Source organism: Arthrobacter sp. NicSoilB8 (assembly GCF_019977355.1).
In the GTDB taxonomy this organism is placed as follows: domain Bacteria; phylum Actinomycetota; class Actinomycetes; order Actinomycetales; family Micrococcaceae; genus Arthrobacter.
The window spans coordinates 212,719-238,714 of record NZ_AP024656.1 but is presented as its reverse complement, the minus strand read 5'-3'; the positions used below and the strand labels follow the sequence as shown (position 1 = coordinate 238,714).

The window sequence follows — 25,996 nt, the reverse complement described above, 5'->3', positions numbered from 1 at the left end:
ACTTTTGTTCCTACCGCTATCGCCCAAAGTCGGGTTACTAGAGTCGAAGACGCGGCCTGACTCCAAGCCCGGTCTCGCGAATCTCGATCACCGTGACACGACGATCACGGGCACAACGTTTCTGAATGACCTCGGGGTACCAGATCCTCAGAGCAAGCAGATCTTCACACACCCGAGCCGCGTTGACCGGCTATCGCAGGTTTCGGCCAGTCCACCGACCCTTGGTGAGCGCGGCTTACCAGGCGGCCCGTACCGGGGAACCACCGAATGGTGGCTAGGGTAAGGCGTCGGTACCGCGAGCCAACTGATCTCATGTGCGATTGTCCCGCAGATCGCACCCGGCTGTTTGACCATTGTCCGCTGCTGGATCCTCTGACGGACCGAGGATCCTGCGGGTCTGCGGCGTGGAGGGTGGTTCCGGCCGGGTTTTCAGTCGTAGTCGGTGTCCGTGTCGTCGTCGGTGAGGCGGCGGAAGTCCTGGGAGAGGTACAGGGCCATCGCTGCCGGGTTGTTGTCCTCCACGGTGACCTTCACCGTGGGGCGGCCCAGGGTGTGCAGGAGGTGCATGCCGTGTCGGAGGAGTCCTTCGGCCAGGCCTTGGCGGCGGTGGTCCGGGTGGGTGAAAAGTTCATCGATGACCGCTTCACCGTCGCGTTCGGTGACGATGAGGGCGGCCGTGATCTGACCGTCGGGTCCGAACGCCACGAGGGACGCTGCCTCGGTGGCGCGGCCGCTGCCCTCCTCGGTGGACGGGCCGATCCACACCGGGTCTCCGGCCCGCTGTCCGGGACGGTCGGCGTAGGCGTGCCGGTGCAGATCGGCCAGTTCGAGAAGATCATCGGGTTCCAGGGGCCGGACGGGGATGCGGGCCGGTGCGGTGTTCTGGTGTCCGGTCGCGGCAACCAGGGTGATCGGAGCGTTCATGACGGCGATGCCTTCCCCGGTGCGCGGGCGGCACCGTTGAACACAGTGTCCGGCATCGTCCGCGTGCGCGGAAGACACAGGACCGCAACGATATCCGGCGGAGCCGGCGAGGCCGGGCCGCGGCGCTGGGACCGTCCCGAAGCGCCAATGATCACCGCTTCCGGGGGCGAACCGGACGCCCCGGGACAGAACCCTGGCCGGACTTCCCGCGGTGGACGCGACCGGTTCGCGGTCCGCCGCTGCAGCGGGCCCCCGTTCCGGTGCTTCTTTCTGGCCGGAGGCGGCCAGCGCCGCTGGGCATGGCGGGTACGCCAGTAGTAGGAGTAGTATTACTACTATTCCTACTACTTTTGAAGGGTTGCCGCCGTGACGTTGAGTGTGAAGGACCGTGTGTACGCTGCCGCTGAGCAGATCAGTGCCGAGCGCCGGCCGACCGTGTCGACGGTTCGGGCCGCGGCGGGCGTGAGCAACGCCGACGCGACCCGTTATCTGAAGGAGTGGTCGGAGGAGAAGCGGGCCGCGGGCGGGCAGGTTGCCGCGGCGCCGGCGGTGCTGCTGGAGCAGGCTGCACGCCTGACCGGGGCCTGTTGGGCCGAGGCCTCCGTACTGGCTGATGAGCGCCATGCCGCGGTCGAGAAGGCCTGGTTGCAGGAGAAGAAGGACCTGACCGTGGAGGTCGCCGAACTCGTGGCGGACCTGGACCGGGTGAGCGCCGAGAAGGACGCGTCGGTCACGGAGTTCACGGCCAGGATCGCCGCGTTGGAGGCCGACGTTGCGGTGGCGGGGGAGCAGCTGGAGCGGGCGCAAGAGGCGGCGCAGGAGGCTGTCAGGGAAGCGTCGGCGGACCGGGCCCGGCTGGCGGCGGCAGAGGCGCGGGCCGACACGTTGCAAAAAGCCCATGATGCGCTGTTGCAGCGCATCACGCCCGTAACCGGGCCGGAGACACAGCAGGCACCCGGCGGGAACGACTAAGCCCTTACCGCCGCCCGCATCCCCGTACCCCGACCGGGGGCGTCAAGGAAGCGACGGGCGGTTGGGGTGTCCGGCTCCGTTTTTCCCCGTCAGGGCTGGAAGGGGCCGCACGAGGCTAGTGGCGCGAGAGGTTATTGGTTTGTGCGGATCGCGAGGAGTTTGTGCCCCCGGGACCTTTCCTGTGCGGGCGTCGCGGACCTCTTCACAGGTGGTGCCTTCGGTGCTGATGCGTTCGATGCGGCCGTCCCGGGGGCTCCACTCGTGCCGGTACCCTCCATCCGGCCACCACTGTGCCCGCCGGAACCTACAAGGCCTCCAGCGCGTCCGTCTCGGCGGCGTCCAGCAGCGCTGTTGCGTCTGCGCCGGTGGCCCGGGCCAGATCGTCCAGGGATTTGAAATGGTCCCGGGCGAGGGTGATGACCAGCAGCTCCAGATACTCGCCCCCGTTGCGCTGTTCGAGATCGCCCAGATAGTCGCGCATGCGCCCCTCCAGGGTGCCGGGTCCTTCGGATTCTTCCGCGGCGAGCCGCGTCAGCATGAGGGCCGCCAGGTCCGGGTCGTCGTAGATGAGTCCCATGGACCCACGCTACGCACCCCACGAGCAGGGTCAAGGGGCGGTTCTAGCGCCGGCGGCAGGATTCCAGCGCACGCAGCAGGGGAGCGGGGTCGGCTTTCAGACGGTCCACCGGGCGGGCTCCGGCAAGGTCCCCGGAGGTTGTGACCATCCAGAGGGTGAAGTAGTTGTGCGGGATTTGCAGTTCCATCGCCCGGTCAAAGAGCCCAAGGACGGTTGGGTGGAGCTGGCCGCCGGGGAGGAACTGGAATCCCGGGCAGAAGGTGCCGTCGTCGATGAAGACGCGGACGACCCGCTGCATCACGGGTTCGGGGTCTTCCATCAGTTCCGAGAGCCGACGGTGCACCTGGGCCAAGGACGGGAGCGTGAATTCTGCCCGGATCGCCGCCCACGTCTGACCGCTGATCGGTTGGGGGTTCACTGTCGCCGTAGCCTAGTCGCTGATGTTGTCGAGCAGCCACTGGGTGGAGAGCGGGTTGCGGCGCAGCGTGAAGGTCCTCAGAGCGGAGTTTGAGGGTCCTAGGCGTACCTGTACCCTCCAGAACTCGATGCTGACCAGGTCGCCGCCGCCGACGGCCGCCGTGCTCTGCGTGTCCCACCAGGCGTCCCGGGCGAACCAGTGCACCGGATCGGCGGCCACGGCCCAGATCCGGCCCTCGTGCCGGACGGCCAGGGGAGTGCCGGCCGGGGTGAACCGGACGTCCACGGCAACGTCCAGGGTTGTTTCATTCGCTACTGCTGTCACGGCCTACGCGTTCTCCCAAGTTCCTGGTCATCATTTCTTCCCGGCGGGTGACCGCCGAACTCCACACCCAGGTCCGGTAGGTCACCGGACCGTCTTGCCATGTCACTTCGACGGCTTTGGCCGTCCAGGCGTACACCTCGCCGTCCACCAGCTCGGCGCAGTTCGGAAACCGGATCCACGCCTTCACCGGGATCCCGGGGAAGCCGTTCCTGGCGGGGAAGTGCTCGAAATCGAGCTCCTCCACCGTCAGCCCGATCGGGCCCGCCCGTCGCGCATACCGCGCCTGTAACCGGGCTGACTGTTCCGGGTTCATGGAATCAGTCTAGAACTTATATACGAGTTCATATTTTTAGCTTAGAAAATATTTTCGACTAACGGGACAGTAGAAGGCGCGAACTACGCCCAGTTGCATCTGATGCATGATTCACGCAGATCCAAGTATGGAGGGCGGCTACGACAATCCTCGATCCGCGCGCCCGCGGGCCTCCGACAACGACCGGGTTGTACGCCAGTGGGGACAGCCTGAGCTGTGCCGAGGGCTCCGCCTGCCCCCAATGGGCACAACCGGGGAGAGGGTCTTTGCTCCGACCTATGAGGAAGCCTCCGCGCGAATCCAAGGACTCAAGCGCGGAGGCTCCCGGTTCTCCAAGCTGGGGGGACTGGAGAACCACTCTAAGGGTACTGGCCGGTGTGTTGTCCTTGCCGCTGGCCTGCCGGGAAGCGCGGTCTTCCAGGTCACCCCAGGCGAGGGCGGCCCCGGGTCCTCCCGGCCTGCCACCCGGGAACGGCGTCGCCCAGGAGCTTGACCTTCACAGGGTCGAGCTCGCCGCGGCGGTGTTTGTACCGCTGGGTGTGGATCCACACGCCGAGGGCGTGTTCCCGCTCTGACTCGCAGTCCTTGTGGCGGGGCCAGTCATTGCCTTCCTCGCGGTAGGCCGCGAGCTGGGCGAGGCGGTGGTGCCAGCGGGCCTCATCTGCAGCTTCCCTGCGATTGTCGGCCCACCCGGGCACCCGGGCAAGACCGTCACGGCAGGCCGGGTCAAGGGTGCCCTCGGCTGCTTCGCGCCGGCGCCCGGACAGCCACCGCGCCATCGACCGTTCGCTTCGGTCACCGGAACGATCCTCGGGGAACCGGCCTTCGGCCTTGACCCAGGCTATGAGCTCTTCCATGCGGCGGAGATCCTTGGGGGAGGGATGAAGAACTGGCGCGGCGCCGGCGGCGGCCTGGTGTTCGGCCTCGAGTCCCGGGTCCTGACGCCGGGCGATAACCAGGTGGTATCCGACAGTGGCGGGCTCGGCGCGCACGAGGGCAGCGATGCGTTGCCGGCTCAGACCGAGCCGGTACATCAGCACCCATTCGGCGTCGGGAGCACGCCGCAACCGCCTGTCCATGATGGACATCCTGCCATGACGTCTCCATGAGTCGGGCGGCCACCGCGGGTCCACGGACAACGCTTTCGGGCGTCCGCTGGCGCGGCCGGCTGCGGGGTCCAGTGCCGCCGTCGCAGGGCTCCGGATGCCCTGGCCCTTCCTCACATCTTCGACGTTTTTTGGTTGCTGTCCTCCGGATTCTAGGCGTCCGCTCCACCCCGTCTAGCCCCTCCGTTCCTCCGGGGCCAGCGGTGCAGGAAATGTCCCTCCGGCGCTCCTGCGTCGCTGATTCCCTCCGGGAATTTCCTCCCCCTTGCCCTCCGGGTAGACAGGGCTCCGTCGGCCGCCGAGCAAGCAAGCTTGCCAGCAACCAAAAAACAACGGGGGGAGAGGGGACACTGGCCGGTCACCAGAGCCGCCCCACCCACCGAAATCCTCTGCAAAAGGAGCAACACCATGAACGCAATAACCACCAAGACGGTGACCACCCAGGACACCGGGGAAACAATCGACGGCGCAACCGTGCTGGGCGATTACCACATGAACGGCGGCTACGACTGGATGGAACTCATCGGCGAACACGGCTGGGCCGTGATCCCCAGCTGGGGCTGTGACGGCTGGGACCTCGGCAACTGGCCCTACGTCATGGTCGCCGCCACCCGGACCGCTGACAGCATCGGGAACCTCTTCGGCGTCGCCACCTACTGCGAGGGCGACGTGACCTGCACCTACTACCGGACCAAGGCCCGGCAATGGGACGCAATCACCGAACAGGCATTCTTCCACTGGAAGAACGGACAGGCCCACGGCCCGGACGACCTGCCCGAAGCCGCCGCCGAACTTCCCAGCCGCTACCGCATGCCGTACATGGTCAACGTCGCCTAAACCGGCTGGAACCTTGCCGGGCGGAACCACCGCCCGGCAAGGACCGCCCCCTCCTCAACAATGGACCAGGCCCGGCCGAAAGGGTTCGGGCGGTCCGCCGCCGGTGGTTGGCTCCCGCTGCTGGTCACCGGCGGCGGACCGCCATCTCCGGGAAGAACCGCAGGCGGAACAGCCAGTGTGCCGGCCAAGCCTTGGTGTGGGGGCCCGGCACGGGCGGATCCAGGGGAGACGAAGCCAGGGCATGCTCGCAGGGCTCGCACCCTTTCGGGCGTCCGCTGGCGCGGCCGGCTGTCGGGTCCAGTGCCTCCGTCGCAGAGCTCCGGAGACCCTGGCCCGTCTCTTACGTCTTCGACGTTTTCTGGTTGCTGTCCTCCGGATTCTAGGCGTCCGCTCCACCCCGTCTAGCCCCGGTTCCGCAAGCTCCACCGGGGCCTGCGGTGCAGGAAATGTCCCTCCGGCGCTCCTGCGTCGCTGATTCCCTCCAGGAATTTCCTGCCCCTTGCCCTGCGGGTAGACAGGGCTCCGTCGGCCGCCGAGCAAGCAAGCTTGCCAGCAACCAAAAAACAACGGGGGGAGAGGGGACGCTGGCCGGTCACCAGAGCCGCCCCACCCACCGGAATCCTCTGCAAAAGGAGCAACACCATGATTGAAGAACTGAACCTCACCGGTCCCGCTGACCTGCTGGCGACCATCCCGCACCTGCTGGGCATCACGCCTTCGGAATCGTTCGTGGTCCTCACCGCCCAAGCCGGTGCACTCGGCGCAACGCTGCGGGTGGACGCACCCGAACACGTCGAGCCGGGCAACTACGCGCAGACGCTGACCAGCCACGCCGCCAACGATGACAAGGCCACGGCGTCCTACGTTGTCGTCTACACCGACGAGAACCAGGACAGCTACCCCTACGCCGCGCACGTCGCCGCGCTGGTGTCCGAGCTGGCCGCGGCGCGGATGCCCGTGCGGAACGTGTGGCTCGTGACCTCGAGTTACTGGACGGAGTTCGGCGCGGACGAGGAGCACCCGCTGGAGCAGATTGCCGACAGCCACGCCAACGCGGCGTTTACCTTCTTCGGCAGTGCCACGGACATCGACGTCTACAACCCGGCCCTTCTGGGGACCTGGGCCATGCCGGTGGAAGCACCCGAAGGCACCGACGCGGACATTGAGGAAGCATGCGCCGCGTGGGCGGCCGTGCTGGAGAGCACCGGGACCCCGGACAGCGACACGGCCCGGGACCTTGCGGGAGCGTTCCAGCACAAAATGGTCCGGGACTTCCTGTTCCGCGAGACCATCACCACCCAGAACGGCAACTTCGCCGACGTCATCCTTGGGACCTTCACCGGACGACCGGACTGGACCCGGGTGGACCGGGCCCAGGCCATCGCGTTCGAGCTGATGAAAGCAGTCCCTGCGGGCCAGCGTGCACCGATGCTGACCCTGATGGGGTGGCTGGAATGGCTCAAAGGCAACGGCACCCAAGCTGACCGATACCTCCAGCACGCAGACACGGACGCACCCGGGTTCCGGCTGGCAGGACTGCTGCGGGAACTGATCAACCGCGGCTCAGTCGCAGACGTCGCCCGCGACCCGGAAACCTCCTACCAGCGCCACAACAACTAAGCCGACGAGGCCGGGCCGGGATCACCAAGAGATTCCGGCCCAGCCTTTCCGGTGGCGGGGCGGCCTCCCCCGCTTCGCTCCTCCGGCCGCCTGACGCTCGCGCGGGCGCAGCCAGGAACCCAGCAAGCGTGTAGAAACCACGGCTACAGTGAACCCACGACCACCGCACCGACCAGGAAGCGTGAGCATGGGAACCGAATACATCCTGACCGACGACGACAAGCCGGAAGCCAACCCCAGCCTGGCTGAAGACATCATCGAAATTCGTCTGCTCACCGCCGGCGAACTAAGCGGGCCTGCGAGTATCGGTTGGGCCCAGGAACACCACAACCTCTAAACACCAGGCAGCGAGACGCTGCCCACCCAAATTTCCTTTGCAGAGGGAAAACCCGGAAAGGCCGGCACCTAGGTGCCGGCCTTTCCTCATGCCCGCGTCTTTTCGAGAACCCGGCGCCACAACACGAACGCCGCCAGGGTATTCAGGGCGGTGATGAAGAGATCGCCTGCAGCTGGCCGGCCGATGACGAGATCGAGGACCACCAGCGCCAGCGCTCCCGATGCGGTAGCGGTGAACACTACAGCCAGGACCCGCAGAACCCGCGGAGAATCCAGCCCAGCACGGTGCCCTGCGCGGCCCGGGCTGCCATCACGCGGGGCCGGCTCAGTCATGCCCTCACCCTACTCAGTAGGGGCATGCTCGTGGGGCTCGCACCCGTTCGGGCGTCCGCTGGCGCGGCCGGCTGTTGGGTTAGTGGACGGTTTGGAGTTGGTGCCAGTGCCAGGTTTCATCACGGGCCCCTTGAAAGTCCACAAAGTCCACAATATGCTACGATTTTGGTATGGGTAGTGAAGAGGAAGGTAAGCCATTCTTGAATGTGCGGGAAACTGCCGCGTTGCTCGGTGTACATGAGAACACCGTCAGGAACTGGGTGAGAGGAGGCACATTGACCTCAGCGCGCCTGCCAGGCTCATCGCAGCACCGTTTTGCCCGCGCAGAGGTCGAGCGTCTTCTAGCGAAGCGCGGCGAAAGCGCATCATCAGTAGCTCCCGCCCTTCGTGCCGACGGGCCTGAACTGATCAGCGCCAACGAACTTCACAGTTGGGCGGCGCGGGACGATGCAAAAGGAGCCTTTCCGGAACTGATCCGTCGCCTTTTGGCCGTGACCGCCGGCGTCACCAACGTCGACGTGCGGGCGCACGAAGGTGGTGCCGCGCCTGGCTGGGACGGCACAGCGACATCCACCGGAAGCACGTATCTCCCCTCCGGTGAGCTGCGTTTCGAGTTCGGAACCGAAGCCAACCCGAAGGGTAAGGCGCAGAGCGACTACGACAAGCGCGTAGAGTCACTCCCTAATGACACGAGCTCAGTATTCGTGTTCGCGACGCCCCGCAACTGGCCAGGAGCGAAGGGATGGGCAACCGAGCGTGCGGCGGAATCTAAGTTCGCCGGTGTGGTGGCCATCGATGCGCACCGCCTTGAGGGTTGGCTCCAAGCGTCTCCTTCCGTGCACTACTGGATTTCCGAGCGCCTCGGGTACCAGCCTCGTGACGCGCAGACCATCGAACGGTGGTGGAACTCGTTCAGAGGGCGCACCGAGATCGCACTGCCACCCGAATTCTTCGCCGCCGGGCGTTCAGCCGCTGCCGATGAGCTGCGTGCCGCGCTGACGGGCGCAGCGCAGACCGATGTGATCGTGACGCTCACCGCCCAGTGGAAGGACGACGCTCTGGCCTTCCTTTTCTCAGCATTGGCGACGCATGAGGAGCTTCTTTACCGCACCGTCGTGGTCACCGATAAAGCCGCATGGCAACGGTTGGTCGAGTCGACGGTACCCCTGATCCTTGTGCCGCTATTTGAGGGCGAGCCAGACCTTGCCACGACGGTAAATGGGGGACACCGGGTCGTCCTGATCGCCGAGGGCGACGACGTCGTTCGCGGCGGTAAGGGAATCGAGATTCGAAAAATCGACCGGGTTGCCGCCCGTGAGGCGTTGAAGGCAACTGTTCCCGACTCGGACAAGGCGGAAGCGATGGTGGCTCTCGCCCGTCGCAGCATGGCCGCACTCATCCGTTCCATCGCAATTGAGCCACGATTCCGCAAGCCCGACTGGGCCGCTAAGCCCGAGTCTGCTGGCATTCTTGGGCCCCTTGTATTGGCCGGATCGTGGTCAGGATACGAAGGAGACCTCCTCGCCTTGGAGAAGTTGACTGGGCGAGCACGGGAAGAGATAGAGCGACTCCTTACGAGTCTGGCCGGCCGTAGCGATGCTCCTTTTGTCCGCTCGGGAGGTACGTGGAGGCTTACATCACCAGCAGAGGCGGCTTTGCTCCTTCTGCCAACCTTGACGACCAGCGACTTGGCCCGCTGGAGTGAAGTGACAGTGGATGTTCTGCTGGAACCAGACCCCTATCAAGGCATGGACACCCTTAGCCGAATGACAGCGGGGGCGCAGGGCACGACGCCGCTTTATTCCGAGATACTGAAGAAAGGACTCGCGAACGGCTTGGCGCTCTCCGCTGCAAGCCAAGCCGAACTTCCGTCTGACCTCCAAATGCAAAGCCGAGTGGACAAGACTGTCCACGGGTTACTTACTACCGCAAACGCTGACACATCCGGCGAGACCTGGGCGCGGCTGGCGGGATCCTTGCCTGCGTTGGCCGAAGCGTCTCCTGAAGTCTTCCTGGACGCCGTCGAACTTGGCCTCGAGCAACCGAGCCCTGTGCTCCGCACGATGTTCAAGGACCAAGTGCAGGACGTGGTCTTCGGTCCGTCATCGCCTCACCCGAGTCTTTTATGGGCAATGGAAACGCTTTGCTGGTCGCCCTCCTATTTTGGCCGGGCGGCGCTGCTGCTCGGTCAGCTGTCCTCGATCGACCCTGGAGGCCGGCTCAGCAACCGTCCGATCGAGAGCCTTCAGACGGTCGTAACCGGCTGGCTTCCTCAAAGCGGGGCTACGGTTGACGACAAACTAGCGGTAATCGAGCGGGTCCTTCAGCGCGAGCCAGACGTTGGCTGGAAACTCCTTATGGGAGTGTGGCCCCAGAACCACGCGACCGCATTTCCCCCTCACTCGCCGGCATATCGCGATTGGAGCCCGGTCAGACGATCAGTGTCCTACTCAGACTGGGGTCGCTTCGTCCACAGGCTTGTCGCCATCACGATGACTATCGTCGGCACAAACACGGAACGCTGGCTGGAATTGCTTCCGAAAATCGCCACGCTGCAATCCGATGAGCGGGGTGTAGTTATCCAAAAGCTTCGTGAGGCTGTCGGTGCCGACACTTGGAATAAGGAACAACGGTATGCGATGTGGGAAGCACTGATCGGCGAGGCAGACAAACACGAGGAGTATGCGGAGGCCGAGTGGGCCATGTCCACCGACGACGTGACGCTTCTTCGTGCTGTTGCTGATGATCTGACACCTGATCAGGACGCCCGCCGTTTCTCGAATCTCTTTGACTGGCGGCCGCGTTTCCCTAACTACAAGTGGGGAGAAGAAGGCTACGACGTTGAACTCGCCCGCTTACAAGACGAGGCCCTCGACGAGGTCCTCACACTTGGCGCGGAGGCGTTGAAGGCGTTGACACTTGAGGTCAAAACTCCGCATATTATTGGTCGCATGCTCTCGGCAAAGGGTGACGCCCTTGAGGAGGCGATCCTTGGTTGGCTCAGCACTAAGGAAGAAAACCTGCGACATGCCGCTTTGACCTTCGCCAGCAACAAAATCAACCTTGAAGGCTTCTCCTGGGTCAAGGCTGCGCTTGCCAGCCCTGCGCTTAGGGAAGCGCCATCACCGGAAACACTCATGGCAGCCGTCCCGTTCGCGAAACAATATTGGACCGAGATTGCCGCCCTCGGAAAGGATCTCGAGGCAGCATATTGGAATCGAGCACAACATCATCACGTCGCCCCAGAGGAGCGAGCAGAAGCAATTGACCTGCTCGTCAAGCACGATCGCCCATGGGAAGCAGTAGCGCTCCTTAACGACATGGTTCATGACAACGACGAACCGGGCGTTGGCCTCGTCAAGGTGGTCCTTAACTCGCTCCGTAATGGGCCTGGCCCCGTGCACGACACGACCATGAGTAGCTACTACGTCGGCAACGTCCTGAAATACATGGAGCAGCACTTTCCTGACGACAGGGAGCTTCCAGTGTATGAGTTCACGTTCTTTGAACTGCTACATGACCACCAACCGTCTGCGGCGCTGTACCGCGCGCTGGGGACGGAACCAAGCGACTTCGTAAGCATGATCAATGCGCTATACCGTGGCGACGACGAGCCAAAGCGATCCCTGACTGCTCAGGAGAAAGCGTTCGCTCATCTGTCCTTTAGCGTTCTCCAAAATTGGCATACCCTTCCGGGTCTCGCGGAAGACGGTACCATCGATGGCTCTCAGCTGACTGCTTGGGTTAGAGGCGCCCGTCTTGCCTTCTCGGACAGCAACCGCGCTGCAATCGGCGATGAACAGATCGGCCAAGTCCTCGCGTCAAGTCCTGTCGGCACTGACGGCGTTTGGCCCGCTGAACCGGTCCGCGAGATCATCGAGAACATCGGTAACGCCCGGCTCGACACGGGACTACACATCGGCAAGATCAATAAACGTGGGGTCACCAGTCGAGGAATTTTTGATGGCGGAGATCAGGAGCGCGAGCTCGAGAAGAAGTACCGGGAGATGGCGACAAAGATTTCCACTCGGTGGCCGCGGACTGCCCGTGTGCTGCGAGGCATCGCGGACGACTACCAACAGGATGCTCGTCGTCACGACTCTTCGGCAGAGAGAATGAGTGACGACGGCTAAGACGGGACGCGAAGCAACCGACTCCCGGTCTTCTCACCGCTAACGTCACAGAGGCCGGCCCCGCACGGGCCGGCCTCACCCAATTTAAGCCGTCCGATCAGCGACGAACGAAACACCTGGCAGCCAGTCAGAAGACCCAAGGAACGAATAATGCCCGGTGACCTACTACCGGACGAAGGCCCGGCAATGGGACGCGATCAGCGAACAGGCGTTCTTCCACTGGAAGAACGGACAGGCCCACGGCCCGGACGACCTGCCCGAAGCCGCCGCCGAACTTCCCAGCCGGTACCGCATGCCGTACATGGCCAACGTCGCCTAAACCTGCCGAATCCTTGCCGGGCGGAACCACCGCCCGGCAAGGCCCACCCCTCAACAAAGGACCAGAACCGGCCGAAAGTGTCCGGGCGGTCCGCCGCCGGTGGTTGGCTGCCGCCGCTGGTCACCGGCGGCGGACCGCCATTTCCGGGAAGGACCGCAGGCGGAACAGCAGGTGTGCCGGCCCGACCGAGCGCGGGGCCGGCACGGGCGGATCGCGGGGAGACGAGGGACAGGGCATGCTCGCAGGGCTCGCACCCGTTCGGGCGTCCGCTGGCGCGGCCGGCTGTGGGGTCCAGTGCCTCCGTCGCAGGGCTCCGGATGCCCTGGCCCTGTCTTACGTCTTCGACGTTTTTGGTTGCTGTCCTCCGGATTCTAGGCGTCCGCTCCACCCCGTCTAGCCCCGGTTCCGCAAGCTCCACCGGGGCCTGCGGTGCAGGAAATGTCCCTCCGGCGCTCCTGCGTCGCTGATTTCCTTGAGGGAATTTCCTGCCCCTTGCCCTGCGGGTAGACAGGGCTCCGTCGGCCGCCGAGCAAGCGAGCTTGCCAGCAACCAAAAAACAACGGGGGGAGAGGGGAAGCTGGCCGGTCACCTGAGCCGCTCCACCCGCCGGAATCCTCTGCAAAAGGAGCAACACCATGAAGACCACACCCACCCTCGAAATGCTCGACCCGGCCACCCTGACCGTAGACATCAACGTCCGTCAAGACGCCGCCCTGACACCAGATTTCATCGCCAGCATTGCCGAACACGGCGTGATGGAACCCGTCATCGCCCACCGCAAAGACGACGGCGTGGTGCATGTCCTGATGGGCCAGCGCCGCACCCGCGCCGCTGTCGAGGCCGGGCGCGCCAGCATCCCGGTGATGATCATCGAGTCCCCCGAGGAGGCCGAGCGCATCGTGACCCAGGTCGTGGAGAACATCCAGCGCGCCGAACTGACCGAAGCGGACGAAGCCGACGCCTACCACCAGCTGTCCCTGATCGGCGTTTCAGCCGCCGCGATCGCCAAGAAAACCGGGCGCACCAAAACCACCGTGGAAGGGGCATTGAAGGCCAAATCCTCGAGCGCCGGATCCGCCGCCCTCGGCAAGGGATACACCATCGATGAAGCGCTCATCATGGCCGAATTTGAAGGGAACGAGGACGCGACCGAGGAACTGGAGTCCGTGATCGCGGACGAACCCGATCAGCTCCTCCACGTCGCCCAGCTGCTGCGGGACCGCCGCGACAACGCCGCCGCCCTCGCCACGCTCATCGAGGAACTGGAAGCCCAAGGCAAGACCGTCGTGGAGGACGCCGGACACTACGCCAACGACGAAAACCTGTACGTCTCGGCCGCGAAGCGGGCCGACGGGGAACCGGCCACCGACGAGGACGCCAACGCCTACCTGATCAGCACCGACTACCGGGGCCAGCACAACGCCAAGGCCGTCATCACCGGCTGGAAGAACCTGGGCTTCACCCCGAAGTACGAACGCTACGACGGCGGCTCACAGGCGCAGAAAGGCCCGATGACCGAGGAGCAGAAAGCTGAGCGAAAGACCCTGATAGCGAATAATCGCGAGATGGAGAGCTCCACGAAGGTCAGGCGTGAATTCGTGAAGACCCTGCTGTCCCGGAAGACCGCGCCGAAGGGCTGGCAGTACTTCACCGTCCACGCCATCACCCACGACCCCGAAACCGCCAGCGGCTACGACGGCAAGGTCGCCACCGAGATGATCGGGGCCAAGACCGGGGAGGACACCGACCGGTGGGGCTGGAACCCTTTGCGGGACCACACCGCCAAAACCACCGCACGGCCCGAATTCTCCCTGATCGCCCTGATCTGCGCCGGGTATGAAAAGACCATCCAGAAAGACTCATGGCGGAGCGCCGAGAAGCGGCACTTCCACTACCTGAACCAGCTCACCACTTGGGGCTACACGGCAAGCGCCGTCGAGCAGATCATCCTCGACCAGCACACCACCGACACCGAGTAATGTGACGGTGAACCGGGCGGCTGTACCCCAGAGGCAGCCGCCCGGCCCACTCACCCCAGCAAGGGCAAGAAACCTTCCAGAGGTCGGGCGGTCCGCCGCCCAGTACGAACCACAGCAGCCACTCACCAGCGACGGACCGCCATTCAACGCGACCCCGCGACCGGCCAGCCACCACCCGCGCGACCAGGAACAACGAGGTACCAGCCCGCGGCAGCACTACAAACCATTCAGCTAAGCTGAACCACATATTTCCTGTGCAGAGGGAAACAAGGGCAGGGCCGGCACACAGTGCCGGCCCTGTCGCTTTAACGGCCGCCCGAAGTTTGCCCTGCCTGGCATCCCGGCTGGGTACAAGAGGGCAACTTCTTGCCCTTGGGTGGAGTGCGATGAGCGTTCCAGAGGTCGGCCAGGTTCAAAGACGTCTTGGCTTCCTTCATCTTCTTCAGCGCATTGTCTGAGTACCGCATGTACTTTTGGGAACCAAAAACGAAGCGGTGTGAGTGGACGTCATCGTTTGAGTCCAGATTGAAATGACGGCGGACCGCTGTCGCCTTAGTGCGCTCAATGCCGGCCTTGTCGGCTAGCTCGTATGGGCTCATGTGAAACTTCTTTTCCAGATCGACCATACGAATCGCGGAAGGTTCGACGTCGCTGTCTGCAGCAACATAGGTCATCGGAAGTCCCCCGGTCTTCACCAGCTTCACTTCGACGGTCAGTCCTTCTCCGGAGACTTGTGATCCTACGCTGCTCAGTTTGGGAAATACCTGTGCCCGGGGCTTCCCCGATTTCACTCCGCGCTCGACCCTGCGTACGTCCGCCTCTCGAATCTCCGCCGCATCGGGGTCTGTGTGTGACTCCATGGCAAGGAGGGCGCGGATGCGGGAGTGCGCCTCGCCCCGCCCGCGCCTCTTGGGGTGCAGCAGTTCCGCGATGCGTGAAAACTCCCGGTCGACCAATAGCTGGAAGTCCTGTGGAGGCTCGGCGCTGATAGGCAGTACCCGTGCAGGAAGATGATCGCCCAGCCGTTCCTGGAAAACTCTATAAAGCAGGTCATCGTAGAGCGTGATCGCTGCGCGGACGTGCAGATACAACAGGCCTTCATCGACAGTGGCATACCAATGCTGCTCCGCATCCCGCCAAGCATCAATTACCCGCATGGTTCCAGCGTCACCCTCGGAAACCTTGATGCCCGGAGTCTCCTGGCACTTCCTGATCGCCGCCTCAAATGAAATCGACTTTTCAGACCGCTTATCGAAGACCGAAACCTTCGCGGAGTCCAAGGAAGCTTTCAGAAGCATTTCGAAGGCATGCTGGAGATTCAACAAAACAGCGGTCGCCCGACCATCGTTGTCGAGCGAATTGAAGCTCGTCACCGCTGCACGGAGAGATGAAAGTGACTTGCGCTTCAGCTCTCGGGCATTGACCGACATACGGGGCATCTACTCTCCAGTTCCCATGAAAGGCCGCACACTGATCAGTTTTAGAACGTTATCCACACGGCCGGGGGTAGGCCTAAAAAAATGGCTGCCAAGCTGCTAAGACAAGCACCCCGCCCCCCACCGCAACAAAGATGTTTCCAAAGGCTTTAGCCCCCTTACGCCAGTCTCGCGTGCTCAAACCCATCGGGTCGGTGTCAGCAAGCAACACGAGAGTTGCGCCGATGGCAACGGCTGTGGCGCCAAAAGCAGTTGACGCTTTGTCACCGACTTTCCAGAGAAGCAATGCATCAAGCGTCAAAATCAGAAGTGCGGCGATTGAGCGGATGACGAGACCGGCAATCATCTTGCGCCGTGAGGGATTGACGGTTGTTGCGGGCTTAGCCGGGTTCTGGGTGTAGGCGGGCGATATAGCTAGTGAAGATTTTTGTCGTCCCGAACCGATGGCTATAGAGAGGGCTGATACAGCGATAACGGCAAGAAGTAGTTGTTGTATGCCGCGGCCTTTTGCACTACTCATCGCTGTCCCCAATTCATCGCAAGAGACAAGCGCACTTGCCTCCAGCCCTGTCGGTAGTGAAGGGCCCCCAAGAGACTAACGGGAAATCCACGAGGTCGCGTCACGCGCGAGCCAAGACTCGCCGCGGGAATCAAAAACGACCGTTTCCGACCCGTCCTTGGCAAGCCTCCGAAAAGGCTCCGAATGCCCCAGCAGCGGTGGTCATAACTCGTTGCTGGAAACAAAGCCGGTCAAAACGTGAGCTGCAGGGATCTTGGCAAGTGGGCAACGGGTGCCGGCCACAGTTAGCCGCAGGCGCCTCGAGCACCCAGCGCGACAACCGTGTGCCGGCGGGGCGGGTCATTTACCGACGGGTGTGGTGCGTTTGCGGAAGGTGCCGGCGATGGAGAGTCTGCCCGAGTATTGGATGGATCCGTAGCGGAAGAGGTGGACGGCGAGTCGGAGGATGAGGATTCCGATGATGAAGAGTTCGGCAATGACGATGGTGGCCTCGAGCGGGTTGAGGGTGCCGAAGCCGTTGCGGAGCATGGCGGTGACGGGGGCGGAGAGCGGGAAGTAGGTGAAGATCTGCACGATGGGGGCGCGCGGGTCCGAGACGATGAGGGTCATGGCGTAGAAGGGGACGAAAATCAGCGCCATCAGGGGCCCGAAGATCGTGCCGGCGTCCTTCGCGGTGGGCATGACCGCGCCGATCGCGACCAGGACACCGGTGAAGACGGTGAATCCGCCCAGGAGCAGCAGCGCCCCGACGATCATGGTGCCGGGCTCGAAGCCCAGGGTGGAGAGGTCCAGGTCGGGCATGGCGAGTTTGTCGCGGAAGAAGGCGTATCCGACGGCGATGGGGGTGAGGAAGACCAGGATCTGGACCAGGCCGACCATGAACAGGGCGATGATTTTGCCGATGATCAGGGTGGTCGGGTTCAGGGTCGTGAGGATCATTTCGGTGACCCGGTTTTCTTTCTCTTCCAGGGTGGAATTGAGCATCTGGTTGGAGAGCAGAATGATCGAGACGTAGAAGATCAGCAGGAACATCAGCGGCGGGACGGCGGATCCGATGCCGCCGGCGGGCTGGCCGTCCTTGAAGGTCTGGGATTCGGTCTTGACGTCGCCGCTGGCCGCGGCCATTAGTTGCGGGGAGCCGATCGTGGCCTGGGCTGAGGCGGTGAGGAGCTGCTTGGCGACGGCGTCGTACTTGCCGTTGTCGAAGATCCCCTGGTCCTGCCCGTAGACCTTGACCGGCTGGGTGGCGATGTCGGCGGGGTAGGCGAAGTAGGCCTCCGCTACGCCGTCTTTGACGTCCTGCAGCGCCTTGTCCGGATCGCTGGCCTGCCGGCCGCCCATGGCGGTAGCGATGGCCGGGGTGATGAGTCCGGAGGCGTCGGTGTAGGTGAAGGAGATGGCGGCGGTCTTCTGGGCGTCGGCGCTGGCGTGGGTGGAGGAGTTGCTCAGGTATACGAGGCCGAAGACGATGGCCATCACTACCGGGATGGCCAGGGTGGCGATCCAGAAGCGGCGTTTCTTCACGGTGCGGGTGAATTCGAACCCGACGACGGTGCCGAGGTTGTGACCGGCGAAGGGACGCTTGGGCGTGGGCGGCGGGGTTGCCGGCGCCGAGGCGGGGGAGGGGAGCTGCGTGGAGGTTTTCTGTGTCATGGGGTTTTATGCCTCCGCCATGTCGTGGGTTTCGCCGTAGATCTTGATGAAGACCTCGTCCAGGGACGTCCTGGCGGTGGCGAAGGACTTCACGGCCACGCCGTGGCCGATGAGCTCGCGCAGCACCGTTGCTTCGTCCGCGCCGGGGTTGGGGGAGAGTTCGGCGTGCCCGCCGGCGGCACTGACGATGTCATACAGGGCCGAAGAAGGCAGGGGCCCGGTGTAGGAGAGCCGGTAGACGGTGCCGCCGAACTGTTCCTGGACCTCGGCGACGGTGCCGTAGGCGCGGGAGGTGCCGTCCTTGAGCAGGATCACCCGGTCACAGAGGCGTTCGACTTCTTCCATCTGGTGGGTGACCATGATGACGGTCGCGCCGGCGAGCTTCTGGTCCTCGATGATGTCCATCAGCAGCCGCCGGTTGACCGGGTCGAAGCCCTTGGTCGGTTCGTCCAGGATCAGCAGTTCGGGGTCGTTCATGATGGTCACGCCGAGCTGGATCTTTTGCTGCTGCCCGCCGGAGAGCCTATCCAGCCGGGTGGTGGCTTTGTCGGCCAGGTCGACCCGTTCCAGGTAGTCCCGGGACCAGGCCTTCGCGCGGGCTTTGTCCAGGCCCTTGAGCCGGCCGAAGTAGACCATCACGTCCAGGACGGACTCTTTCTTGTAAAGTCCGCGCTCCTCGGGCAGGTAGCCGAGGCGGGCCCCGTCCTGCGGGGTGAAGGGTTTGCCGCCGATGTGGAGGGTCCCGGCGGTCGGCTGGTAGATCCCCAGCAGCGCCCGCAGCGTCGTGGTCTTCCCCGAGCCGTTGCTGCCCAGGAACCCGAAGGTTTCCCCCGCCCGGACGTCGAAAGAGAGGTCACTGATGACCGTCGTGTCCCCGAAGTCCATCCGGAAGTCCTTGATGTGTACCAGCGGCTCGGCGGCCGCGTCCCCCAGCGTCATGGCACCACTCTAACCGGGCGTGCCGGCGCGAGTGAGGAACCGGCCAGGAGGCGGAATCTTGCGGGAAAGCTGCCTGCCGCCTGTCGTCCGGAAGTCGGCGATCCACCGCAACTCTCCGCTGACTGGGAACCCGCCGGCTATGTCGTTTTCAGAACCCGACTGCACAGAATCCCGCTGAAATCCGGGGCTTGTGCAGACGGGTTGTGATCAGTGACTGGCCGGTACGCCTATGCGCAAGTGCCCGTTTGCTCTGCACTCCTGTTCACAATTCGCCACATTGATTTGCTTCGAAACCTATGGGTTTCGAGACACTGGGGTTGCGAGACACCGAGTCGGATTAGTCGGCTGCCCGCAGGGGGATCCCTCGCTGGACTGTTCCTAGGCTCTGACTCGCTTGTTCAGCTCCTGAGCGCTCAGGACTCCAAGGTCCAACGGCCTTCCTTGAGGCTCCATGTCTGCGACTCCCAGTACAGGTACGAAAAATGCGGCGTCGGGACCTCGACCGGTGAGGGTTCCGCGTTCGAGCAGGTGGATGGCCGTCGCGGCTGTTTGGAGGGCACGGACCTGAACGTCGACCGGATAGCTTTCATGGGGCTGCCAACTCAGTGGTCCCACGCGCGCAGGATATCCGGCGTCCTTCCAGATCCCTGTGATCATGCGCGCTGCGGTCGTGCATTCGGTTATGGTTGCCTCCAGTTCGTCGATGATCGTCCGGAGGAGTCGGAACCATGTTTCAGCGTGGATCCGACGCCCCGGTAGGTCGGCGACCCCTGTAGCCATGGCTTGCCAAGTCCTGGCATCCATCTTGAGGACCGTCGGCGACGCGGGCCTCGGGATCGGGGGCTTGTGCTCCCAGTCCGCGAGTTGGCTGACCGGGTTTTCGCGCACTCCGAGGAAGCATTTATGGAACGGGCAGCTGAGTGTTAGCGGAAGCAGCCACAGCAATTGGTAGGGATACGGCGGTTGCGCCGCGGCGATGCACTGAGGGCATGCCCGCAATGCCGGCCGCGTTGAACGCCACGGCAGCCAGGTAGGGATCTCTCTCACTCGCCGTCTTCCGACTCCCAGCAGCACAGAGAACTGCTGGTTATAGACCGTAAACGTGTCAGGGCCCGGTCCAATCGGGTCAATCAGCCAGGGTGACCAGCCGGTGAGACTCATCCTCCGTATCTGCTCCACGTCCACCCCGGTTCGCTCGGATAGCTCGCGAGCAAACCCATCGGGTGGGCAGGTGTCCAGGTCGCCAACGGCTTCCGGCCAGAACCCCACGTCGGACACGAGGTCGTCAAGGTCGGCGTCGTAACGCGATGCGATGCGCCGGAGCCATGACGTCAGTGCTTCACCTGGTTCCGGCCGGGGATGGACCGGCCAGCGTCGGGCAGGGTTCACAGCAGTTGTCTTTCGAAAATCCTGCGTCGTTCGGTAGGGCCTAGGTAATCGGCCAGGGTCAACGTCCGGTGGTTGATCCTCTCTTCGCCCGTCTCAACAGCGGCGACAGCGGCGGCCGTCAGCAGGCGGGCGAGTTCCCCGATGGTGCCCTCGCTGCGTGCGAGCAGATACCGGGTCATGTCCTCCGTATCGATCAGGGATGGACGGCGCAGGGGAAATGAAGCAGCGAAGCTGGCCAGCAGCGACCGGGCTTCGTCGCCCACTTCCCAGAGCGGCAGGATGAACGGTTCAAACCTGTTCTCGAGCTGGTCATCGGATCTGACGGCAAGGTAGGCCTCGCGGGTGCCGACGCCAACCAGGGGAACGTGGAGCTCGTTACCAAGAAACCGCAACAGATTGAGAAACTCCCGTCGTTTCTCACCCGGTCCAGCCAGGACGTTGTGGATCTCGTCGATCACCAATATTCGGACTCCCACCTCTCGCAGGAGTGAAAGTGACAGTCGTTCAGCTTCGGGGAGGCGCCGCTGTGGCCGTAACGGCGCACCAATCGCCGAAAGCAGGGCCGTATAGAACCGAAGCGCTGATGGTTCCGATGGCATCTGCAGACATACAACGGGTATGTTCTCACCGGCGGGTCCTGTCACGGTGGGGTGTGCCCGACGGAACCGTTCGACGATCATGGATTTGCCATTGTTCGTTGGTCCGATCAGCAACAGGTTGGGCATGCGCTGTTTTCTCGGCCAGCCAAAGAGCACCTCCATGCGTTCTACAGCGTCAACGGCCTTCGGATAGCCGATCCACCGGTCCGCGCGAATGCGCTGCAAGCGCTCTTCCGTTGGAAGCTTTGAAAGTTCCCGTGCTGCAGGATGAAGGTGCGCCGGAGCCGGCGGCTGGCGATTGTCCACGGTTACCATTCCTCAATTTGCTCAAAGGGTTGAACGGCGGCCTCTCCCGGCTCGACGTCTACCGGCACATCCAGTGCAGATGGGATTTGTGTGGATTGGGTGCCTGAGTGGTGTGGGTCTTTAGCCTGTTTGCGGCGTTCTGTTTCCCTCCGCAGGCTTTTGGTCGTTTTCACGGCAGTCTCGCTGACTTGGCGCATTTGCTCGATCATCCGGAACAAGGTTGCTTCGTCCACTTGGGCTGCGCCGCGTTCGCGTAGTCGGGTCAGAGCTTGCCTGTGTTCCCAGAGGCTGATGGAAGGGTTGGAGATCGACCGGTAAGGGACCTCCACATAGTTATGACCGTCCGGTTCCAGGACCCATATTCTGCTGATGTCCCGGGGATCGCGTCGGATGATGAATTTGCCTAATCTGTCACGTCGGCTGATCCATGGTTTCAAGGCATTGGCGAAGTAATGGACGTGGTCGATGAGGAAACCGGTGCGGGTCAGCGTGCGACGGATGACCGGTAGGAAGTCCACGAGGAATGCCGTCTGATTTGCCGTAACTGCAGGTATGCCGGTGGCAGCAGTCCCGGCAGCCCATGCAGCGGCCGGCGTTTGACCTAACGTGCTGTGCCTGCTGCCGTGGTAGCTGGCGACGGCCAGCACCAGCCACTTTTCCAATTCGGGCAAGGTCAGTGCGGCCATCTTTTCCGAGTCATACCGGCCCCGCTCCACCGGACTCGAGAAGGTCGTGCCGGGTAGCTGGTGGATTTCACGCATGAACGTGCCGATGACGCGTTCAACAATGCCTCCGTAGTGGGGCTGTCCAGGGGGACGATAGGACAAGCGGATGCCGTGCTGCTCGCAGCCGCGCCGCAACGCCTCGCTCTTGAACTCTGCCGCGTTATCGAGGAACAGCGACTTGGGCTTACCACTCATTGGCCACTGAACGCTGACGCCGAGCTGCTCTAGCCAGGGACGTTTGTCAGCAACAGCGTGAGCCAGGCACAGCCCGACCGACAATGCCGACGGCGGTTCCAGTGTGAGGACCAGCCCGACAAGAGCCCGACTAAAGACATCGATGGCAACGGTCAAATATGGGCGGCCAACTGGTCGACGCTCGCGTTCATCCACGACGACGACGTCTATAACCGTGTGATCAATCTGAACCTGTTCCAGGATCGAGCCGATCACCGGCACCTCACCACCAGCTGATTGCAGCGGCCTCACAGCATCCCGGCCCTCCCTGCGACGCCCAACCTCAACCGGGTTCAGCATCGAGATGCGACGGCTGACCGTGTTTCTGGTCGGAGCCTTTATTCCTTGCAACGTACAGGTCCGGATGATCTCCCGATGCAATGCCGCCACACTCAACTTCTGCCGTGTCAAAAACCGCCGACGAATCAGGCCGCGCACAATGTCCTCAACCTCTTCAGGCAGACGGTTTCCGCCCTTGCCGCCGGTCGAACGATGGAGCGCGAGATCAGTTACAAGACCTGAGCCCTGGCGGTAGCGGCCAAGCAATACATAAACCTGACGCCGGGAAACACCCAGCTTCATAGCTGCCTCATCAGCGGCAGCAATCCCCGTAACGCGACGCGTCGCCAGCGCACCGATCACTGCCGCACGACTCTTGGCCTGTTCCCATGCAGCGTCCGACATTGTCAGCTGCCCATCCGCAACAATCCGGTCCGGATCAGCCTCCATTACTGCCTCCTTTTGGGAACAGGAGCACTGAACAGAAGCACCTTAGTGCAGGGATATGCCGACCAGCCATAGGTCAGAAGTCATGTGCGCAGATCCACAACCGTGTGACTATCTGTGCAGTCAGCTTCTGACAACGGCGGATTTGAGCCCTCTAACAGGGTCATGTGCAGAGGACTTCTGACATCTGTGCAGTCAGCTTCTGAAATCGACATCGACACCGGGAGCTGACGGTCCCGCCACCGGGAATATCACCTAACGCGCAGGTGAAAACGCCAGTGAATCCGGGGAAAACGTCTCTTCATTCAGTTGAATGATTGGTAGAATTGGGGCAGCAGGTTAGCCAGACGAACGAAACTTATCGAGATACGAATCCAGGTGCTGATATGACCCTCACCATCTACGCCAAGGCCGTCGGATGCTTCGGCTGCGCCAAGACCAGGCAGAAGTTCACCGACGTCGGCATCGCCTTCACCGAGGTGGATGTGACCGCCAACCCGGGCGCCTTCGAGTACATCACCGAGGAGCTCGGCTACTCCCAGGTCCCCGTGGTGGTCTACGACACGGATGACAGCGAGGACCGCTGGTCCGGGCTGAACCCGGCCAGGATCGCCCGGGTCATCGGGATCGAAACCGTCCGGGAAGGCGCTCTGGCATGACCGGCGGAACCAGCGTGGTAGTCATCGGAAGCCTCACCGCCGACCCGGTGCTGCGGTCCACGGGAGCCGGAACGGCCGTCGCCCGTTTCACCATCGCCTCCACTCCCGGGACCTTCGACGCCCCGACCGGCCGGTGGACCGACGGGGATACCCTGTTCCAGTCCGCCACGGCGTGGCGCGGGACCGCTGAACACGCGGCCGTGTCCCTGGCCAAGGGCATGCGCGTGATCGCCACCGGCACCCTGAAGCCCCGGTCCTATACGGCGAAGACGGGGGAGGTGCGCACTGTCGTCGAGCTCGAGGTCGAGGACATCGGCCCGTCCCTGCGCCACACCACCGCGGAAGTCACGCGCACCGGCCCCGGCCCGGAGGAGGATGAGGAGCTCCCGCCGGACAGGTTCAGCCTGTCCGCCCGGGAGTATGGGAACGATGATGATGCGTGGTTTGGGCTCGCGGCCAACCCGGACGGCCACATCAATGTCCCGGCCCCCGATCCCGAGCCGCCCCTCTGAGATTGCACGAGGCCCAAACATCCGCGGATCGAATGCAGGGGCACTGATGGCCAAGACATTGCAGGAACGCTCCGGAACCGGGCTAGATGGGCAACGTTATTGCGACGATAACCACCTCCCGGCCATGTCCCGGCTCTGGGGTGGAAGGGTTCAGCTGGCCCGATGTCCTGTTGACCGCGGCACGTGCGGTCCTGCTGGTGTTCTGGACCGTCCGTCCGGTCCTGCCGGAGCGGACCGTCAGGGGCCACGCCGGGAGGGGCCAAGGTTCATGAGCCGGGCACTGCGTGAGGGAAGATCAACGGGATGAAGAAGATCGCGGCGTTCACGCCCTATTTCACTGAAGACCAGGCCGGCCAGGTCCGTGCGGCGTTCCTGGCCGCAGGTCACCTGGAAGGGGACGCGTCCGTGTCGGACTTCATCGTGCGGGCCACGATGCGGGAGGTGAAGCGGCTGCAGCGCCGCCACAACCAGGGCCGGGCATGGGATCCGGTTCCGGCCGGTGCGCTGCGCCGCGGGCAACGCACGAGGGATGAACTGCAGCACCGGAACGGGGGGACCCGATGACGGCGAAACGGACCGACGACACCGACGCGCCGGCGGTGCCGGGGGTTGGTGGGGGACTGCCCAGGATGCTGACGTTGGATCAGGTGAAGGAAGTCCTGAACGTCAACACACCTTTGGTGTATGCGCTGGTGCGCAGCGGGGAACTGCGGGCCGCGCAGTTCGGCGGCCGCGGCGTCTGGCGCGTCCGGGAGGATGACCTGCTGGCCTACATCGAGGCCGCCTACGACAAGACGGCCCAGCGGATCGCCGCCGGGCAGATCCCCGAGGAAACAACCACCGAGGACTGACCCTCCAACCCCCCCCGCCGGGAACCCCGGCGGGGGGTGTCCCTATGCTTTTGGTCAAGCGGCCTGGGGAGCTTTTTCCTCGTAGAGTGTCCCGTTTCGGAGCATCGCGTGGATGACGTCGCAGCGGCGCCGGGCGAGGCAGATGATGGCGGCGTTGTGCTTCTTTCCTTGGGCGCGTTTCCGGTCGTAGTAGGCCTTGGAGAGCGGGTCATGGCACGAGGCGATCCAGGCGGATCGGAAGAGCGCGTTCTTGAGTTGTTTGTTGCCGGAGCGGGCCGGGAATTCGCCGCGGATGGAGGTGCCGGACCGGCGGGTGACGGGCGCGATGCCGGCGTAGGCGGCGAGGTGCCCGGCGGTTTTGAAGCTGCTTGCGTCGCCGATGGTCAGGAGTATCGTCGCGGCGGTCTTGATGCCGACTCCCGGCATGGACATCAAGACCCGGGAAAGAGGGAAGTCGTCCAGGAGTTTCTCGACTTCGTCGGCGACGATGGCGCGCTGGTGTTTGAGTTCCTTGATCTGGGCGGCGACGCGCGGGATGACGAGTTCGACGGCTTCGGTTCCGGCGACGGTTACCGTCTGCTCTCCGAGCGCGGTGAAGATTGCATCTACAAGCTGGACGGGGTCCTTCCGGCTGTGGTGGCGGGCCCAGCGCAGCACGTTGGTGCGGCCTGCGGCGCGCAGGCCCGTGGGACCGGCGTATTTGATCAGCAGGTCCAGGACGAGGGGACGGGTCAGGACCGTGCCGGGGAAGGCACGTTCCAGGGCCGGGAAGATCTGCAGCAGCAGGGACCGCAGCCGGTTGATGGCGCGGGTGCATTCGTGGGTCAGATCGGCGTCGAACCCGGAGAGGACTTTCAGTGCGGAGAGGACCTCGCTGTCCCGGTCCACGGCCCGCAGCGTGTGAGGCATCGCCCGGGCTGTCTCGGCAATGATGAATGCGTCCCGGGCATCTGTTTTCGAATTACCGGGATGCAGATCCGCCGCTTTGCGCATGGCCAGCCCGGGCAGGTAAGCGACTTCGCAGCCGCAATCCCTGGCCACCGCCACGGGCAGGGCACCGATGGTGTTGGGCTGGTCCACGACCATCAGCACGTTCCCATGCTGCTGCAGCGTCGTGAAAAGCTCCCGCAGCCGGGCTTCGTCCTGCGGCAACGGCTTATCAAAAAGGCGTTCGCCGGCGCGGCTCAGCGCGGTGGCGTGGTGTTCGCTCTTGCCGACATCAAGTCCGCAGTAAACGTCGAATCCCTGATCCATAC

At 63.7% G+C, this 25,996-nt stretch carries 25 protein-coding genes; 11 read left to right on the top strand and 14 right to left on the bottom strand.

Annotated elements, in window-relative coordinates; translation table 11 throughout:
- Positions 1-429 precede the first annotated feature (429 nt).
- A complete protein-coding gene (locus LDO15_RS23295) occupies positions 430-924 on the bottom strand; it encodes a GNAT family N-acetyltransferase (RefSeq protein WP_223987938.1) in 495 nt (164 codons plus the stop codon).
- Between the two features lie 366 nt (positions 925-1,290).
- On the opposite strand from LDO15_RS23295, the gene LDO15_RS23475 reads away from it, so the two are divergent.
- Positions 1,291-1,896, top strand: coding sequence for a DNA-binding protein (locus LDO15_RS23475; protein WP_263428416.1), 606 nt, complete (start codon positions 1,291-1,293; stop codon positions 1,894-1,896).
- 304 nt (positions 1,897-2,200) lie between these two features.
- On the opposite strand, the gene LDO15_RS23285 is transcribed toward LDO15_RS23475, so the two are convergent.
- The 5 genes from LDO15_RS23285 to LDO15_RS23265 all read right to left on the bottom strand — a co-directional run bounded on the left by LDO15_RS23285 (position 2,201) and on the right by LDO15_RS23265 (position 4,607).
- Positions 2,201-2,473, bottom strand: coding sequence for a hypothetical protein (locus LDO15_RS23285; RefSeq protein ID WP_223987936.1), 273 nt, complete (start codon positions 2,471-2,473; stop codon positions 2,201-2,203).
- A gap of 43 nt (positions 2,474-2,516) precedes the next feature.
- Positions 2,517-2,891: a hypothetical protein gene (locus tag LDO15_RS23280; protein WP_223987934.1), complete on the bottom strand. Its 375-nt coding sequence runs from the start codon at positions 2,889-2,891 to the stop codon at positions 2,517-2,519.
- A 12-nt stretch (positions 2,892-2,903) separates the two neighbouring features.
- The gene (locus LDO15_RS23275) at positions 2,904-3,215 is read right to left on the bottom strand and encodes a hypothetical protein (protein WP_223987932.1); all 312 of its coding nucleotides are present in this window, start codon (positions 3,213-3,215) and stop codon (positions 2,904-2,906) included.
- Positions 3,196-3,528 (bottom strand): hypothetical protein, encoded by a 333-nt coding sequence (locus LDO15_RS23270; protein ID WP_223987929.1) that lies wholly within the window; start codon positions 3,526-3,528, stop codon positions 3,196-3,198. The genes LDO15_RS23275 and LDO15_RS23270 overlap by 20 nt, the downstream gene beginning before the upstream one ends.
- Positions 3,529-3,950: 422 nt before the next feature.
- Positions 3,951-4,607: a helicase associated domain-containing protein gene (locus LDO15_RS23265; protein WP_223987926.1), complete on the bottom strand. Its 657-nt coding sequence runs from the start codon at positions 4,605-4,607 to the stop codon at positions 3,951-3,953.
- 435 nt (positions 4,608-5,042) lie between these two features.
- On the opposite strand from LDO15_RS23265, the gene LDO15_RS23260 reads away from it, so the two are divergent.
- The 3 genes from LDO15_RS23260 to LDO15_RS23250 all read left to right on the top strand — a co-directional run bounded on the left by LDO15_RS23260 (position 5,043) and on the right by LDO15_RS23250 (position 7,428).
- Positions 5,043-5,471 (top strand): hypothetical protein, encoded by a 429-nt coding sequence (locus tag LDO15_RS23260; RefSeq protein ID WP_223987923.1) that lies wholly within the window; start codon positions 5,043-5,045, stop codon positions 5,469-5,471.
- A 642-nt stretch (positions 5,472-6,113) separates the two neighbouring features.
- Positions 6,114-7,091 carry a DUF4192 domain-containing protein gene (locus LDO15_RS23255; protein WP_223987920.1) on the top strand — a complete coding sequence of 326 codons (978 nt, stop codon included), beginning with the start codon at positions 6,114-6,116 and terminating at the stop codon, positions 7,089-7,091.
- 187 nt (positions 7,092-7,278) lie between these two features.
- Positions 7,279-7,428 carry a hypothetical protein gene (locus tag LDO15_RS23250; protein WP_223987918.1) on the top strand — a complete coding sequence of 50 codons (150 nt, stop codon included), beginning with the start codon at positions 7,279-7,281 and terminating at the stop codon, positions 7,426-7,428.
- A gap of 86 nt (positions 7,429-7,514) precedes the next feature.
- Here the strand turns inward: LDO15_RS23250 and LDO15_RS23245 are convergent, their stop codons facing one another.
- On the bottom strand, positions 7,515-7,760 hold the full coding sequence (locus LDO15_RS23245) for a hypothetical protein (protein WP_223987917.1): 246 nt from the start codon (positions 7,758-7,760) through the stop codon (positions 7,515-7,517).
- 170 nt (positions 7,761-7,930) lie between these two features.
- Between LDO15_RS23245 and LDO15_RS23240 the strand changes: the two genes are divergently transcribed.
- The 3 genes from LDO15_RS23240 to LDO15_RS23230 all read left to right on the top strand — a co-directional run bounded on the left by LDO15_RS23240 (position 7,931) and on the right by LDO15_RS23230 (position 14,191).
- A complete protein-coding gene (locus LDO15_RS23240; protein ID WP_223987915.1) occupies positions 7,931-11,893 on the top strand; it encodes a helix-turn-helix domain-containing protein in 3,963 nt (1,320 codons plus the stop codon).
- 157 nt (positions 11,894-12,050) lie between these two features.
- Complete coding sequence (locus LDO15_RS23235) at positions 12,051-12,212, top strand: hypothetical protein (protein ID WP_223987913.1); 162 nt, start codon at positions 12,051-12,053, stop codon at positions 12,210-12,212.
- Positions 12,213-12,847: 635 nt separating this feature from the next.
- Complete coding sequence (locus tag LDO15_RS23230; RefSeq protein WP_223987911.1) at positions 12,848-14,191, top strand: ParB/RepB/Spo0J family partition protein; 1,344 nt, start codon at positions 12,848-12,850, stop codon at positions 14,189-14,191.
- Between the two features lie 305 nt (positions 14,192-14,496).
- On the opposite strand, the gene LDO15_RS23225 is transcribed toward LDO15_RS23230, so the two are convergent.
- From LDO15_RS23225 to LDO15_RS23195, 6 genes are all read right to left on the bottom strand, one after another.
- Positions 14,497-15,621, bottom strand: coding sequence for a hypothetical protein (locus tag LDO15_RS23225; protein WP_223987909.1), 1,125 nt, complete (start codon positions 15,619-15,621; stop codon positions 14,497-14,499).
- An 82-nt stretch (positions 15,622-15,703) separates the two neighbouring features.
- The gene (locus LDO15_RS23220) at positions 15,704-16,147 is read right to left on the bottom strand and encodes a hypothetical protein (protein WP_223987907.1); all 444 of its coding nucleotides are present in this window, start codon (positions 16,145-16,147) and stop codon (positions 15,704-15,706) included.
- A gap of 339 nt (positions 16,148-16,486) precedes the next feature.
- Positions 16,487-17,800 (bottom strand): ABC transporter permease, encoded by a 1,314-nt coding sequence (locus tag LDO15_RS23215; RefSeq protein WP_223987905.1) that lies wholly within the window; start codon positions 17,798-17,800, stop codon positions 16,487-16,489.
- A 6-nt stretch (positions 17,801-17,806) separates the two neighbouring features.
- A complete protein-coding gene (locus LDO15_RS23210; RefSeq protein ID WP_223987902.1) occupies positions 17,807-18,739 on the bottom strand; it encodes an ATP-binding cassette domain-containing protein in 933 nt (310 codons plus the stop codon).
- Between the two features lie 1,385 nt (positions 18,740-20,124).
- Entirely contained in the window at positions 20,125-21,042 is a 918-nt protein-coding gene (locus LDO15_RS23200) for a TniB family NTP-binding protein (protein WP_223987896.1), read from the bottom strand.
- On the bottom strand, positions 21,036-22,721 hold the full coding sequence (locus tag LDO15_RS23195) for a Mu transposase C-terminal domain-containing protein (protein WP_223987893.1): 1,686 nt from the start codon (positions 22,719-22,721) through the stop codon (positions 21,036-21,038). The genes LDO15_RS23200 and LDO15_RS23195 overlap by 7 nt, the downstream gene beginning before the upstream one ends.
- Positions 22,722-23,104: 383 nt before the next feature.
- Between LDO15_RS23195 and LDO15_RS23190 the strand changes: the two genes are divergently transcribed.
- From LDO15_RS23190 to LDO15_RS23175, 4 genes are all read left to right on the top strand, one after another.
- On the top strand, positions 23,105-23,377 hold the full coding sequence (locus tag LDO15_RS23190; protein WP_223987891.1) for a glutaredoxin family protein: 273 nt from the start codon (positions 23,105-23,107) through the stop codon (positions 23,375-23,377).
- Complete coding sequence (gene ssb / locus LDO15_RS23185) at positions 23,374-23,889, top strand: single-stranded DNA-binding protein (protein WP_223987889.1); 516 nt, start codon at positions 23,374-23,376, stop codon at positions 23,887-23,889. Before LDO15_RS23190 ends, ssb begins: the two co-directional genes overlap by 4 nt.
- A gap of 303 nt (positions 23,890-24,192) precedes the next feature.
- Positions 24,193-24,453 (top strand): hypothetical protein, encoded by a 261-nt coding sequence (locus LDO15_RS23180; RefSeq protein ID WP_223987887.1) that lies wholly within the window; start codon positions 24,193-24,195, stop codon positions 24,451-24,453.
- A 65-nt stretch (positions 24,454-24,518) separates the two neighbouring features.
- Positions 24,519-24,740, top strand: a complete 222-nt coding sequence (locus tag LDO15_RS23175; RefSeq protein ID WP_223988181.1) for a helix-turn-helix domain-containing protein — start codon at positions 24,519-24,521, stop codon at positions 24,738-24,740.
- Positions 24,741-24,794: 54 nt separating this feature from the next.
- On the opposite strand, the gene LDO15_RS23170 is transcribed toward LDO15_RS23175, so the two are convergent.
- Complete coding sequence (locus LDO15_RS23170) at positions 24,795-25,994, bottom strand: IS110 family transposase (RefSeq protein WP_223987885.1); 1,200 nt, start codon at positions 25,992-25,994, stop codon at positions 24,795-24,797.
- Positions 25,995-25,996 lie beyond the last annotated feature (2 nt).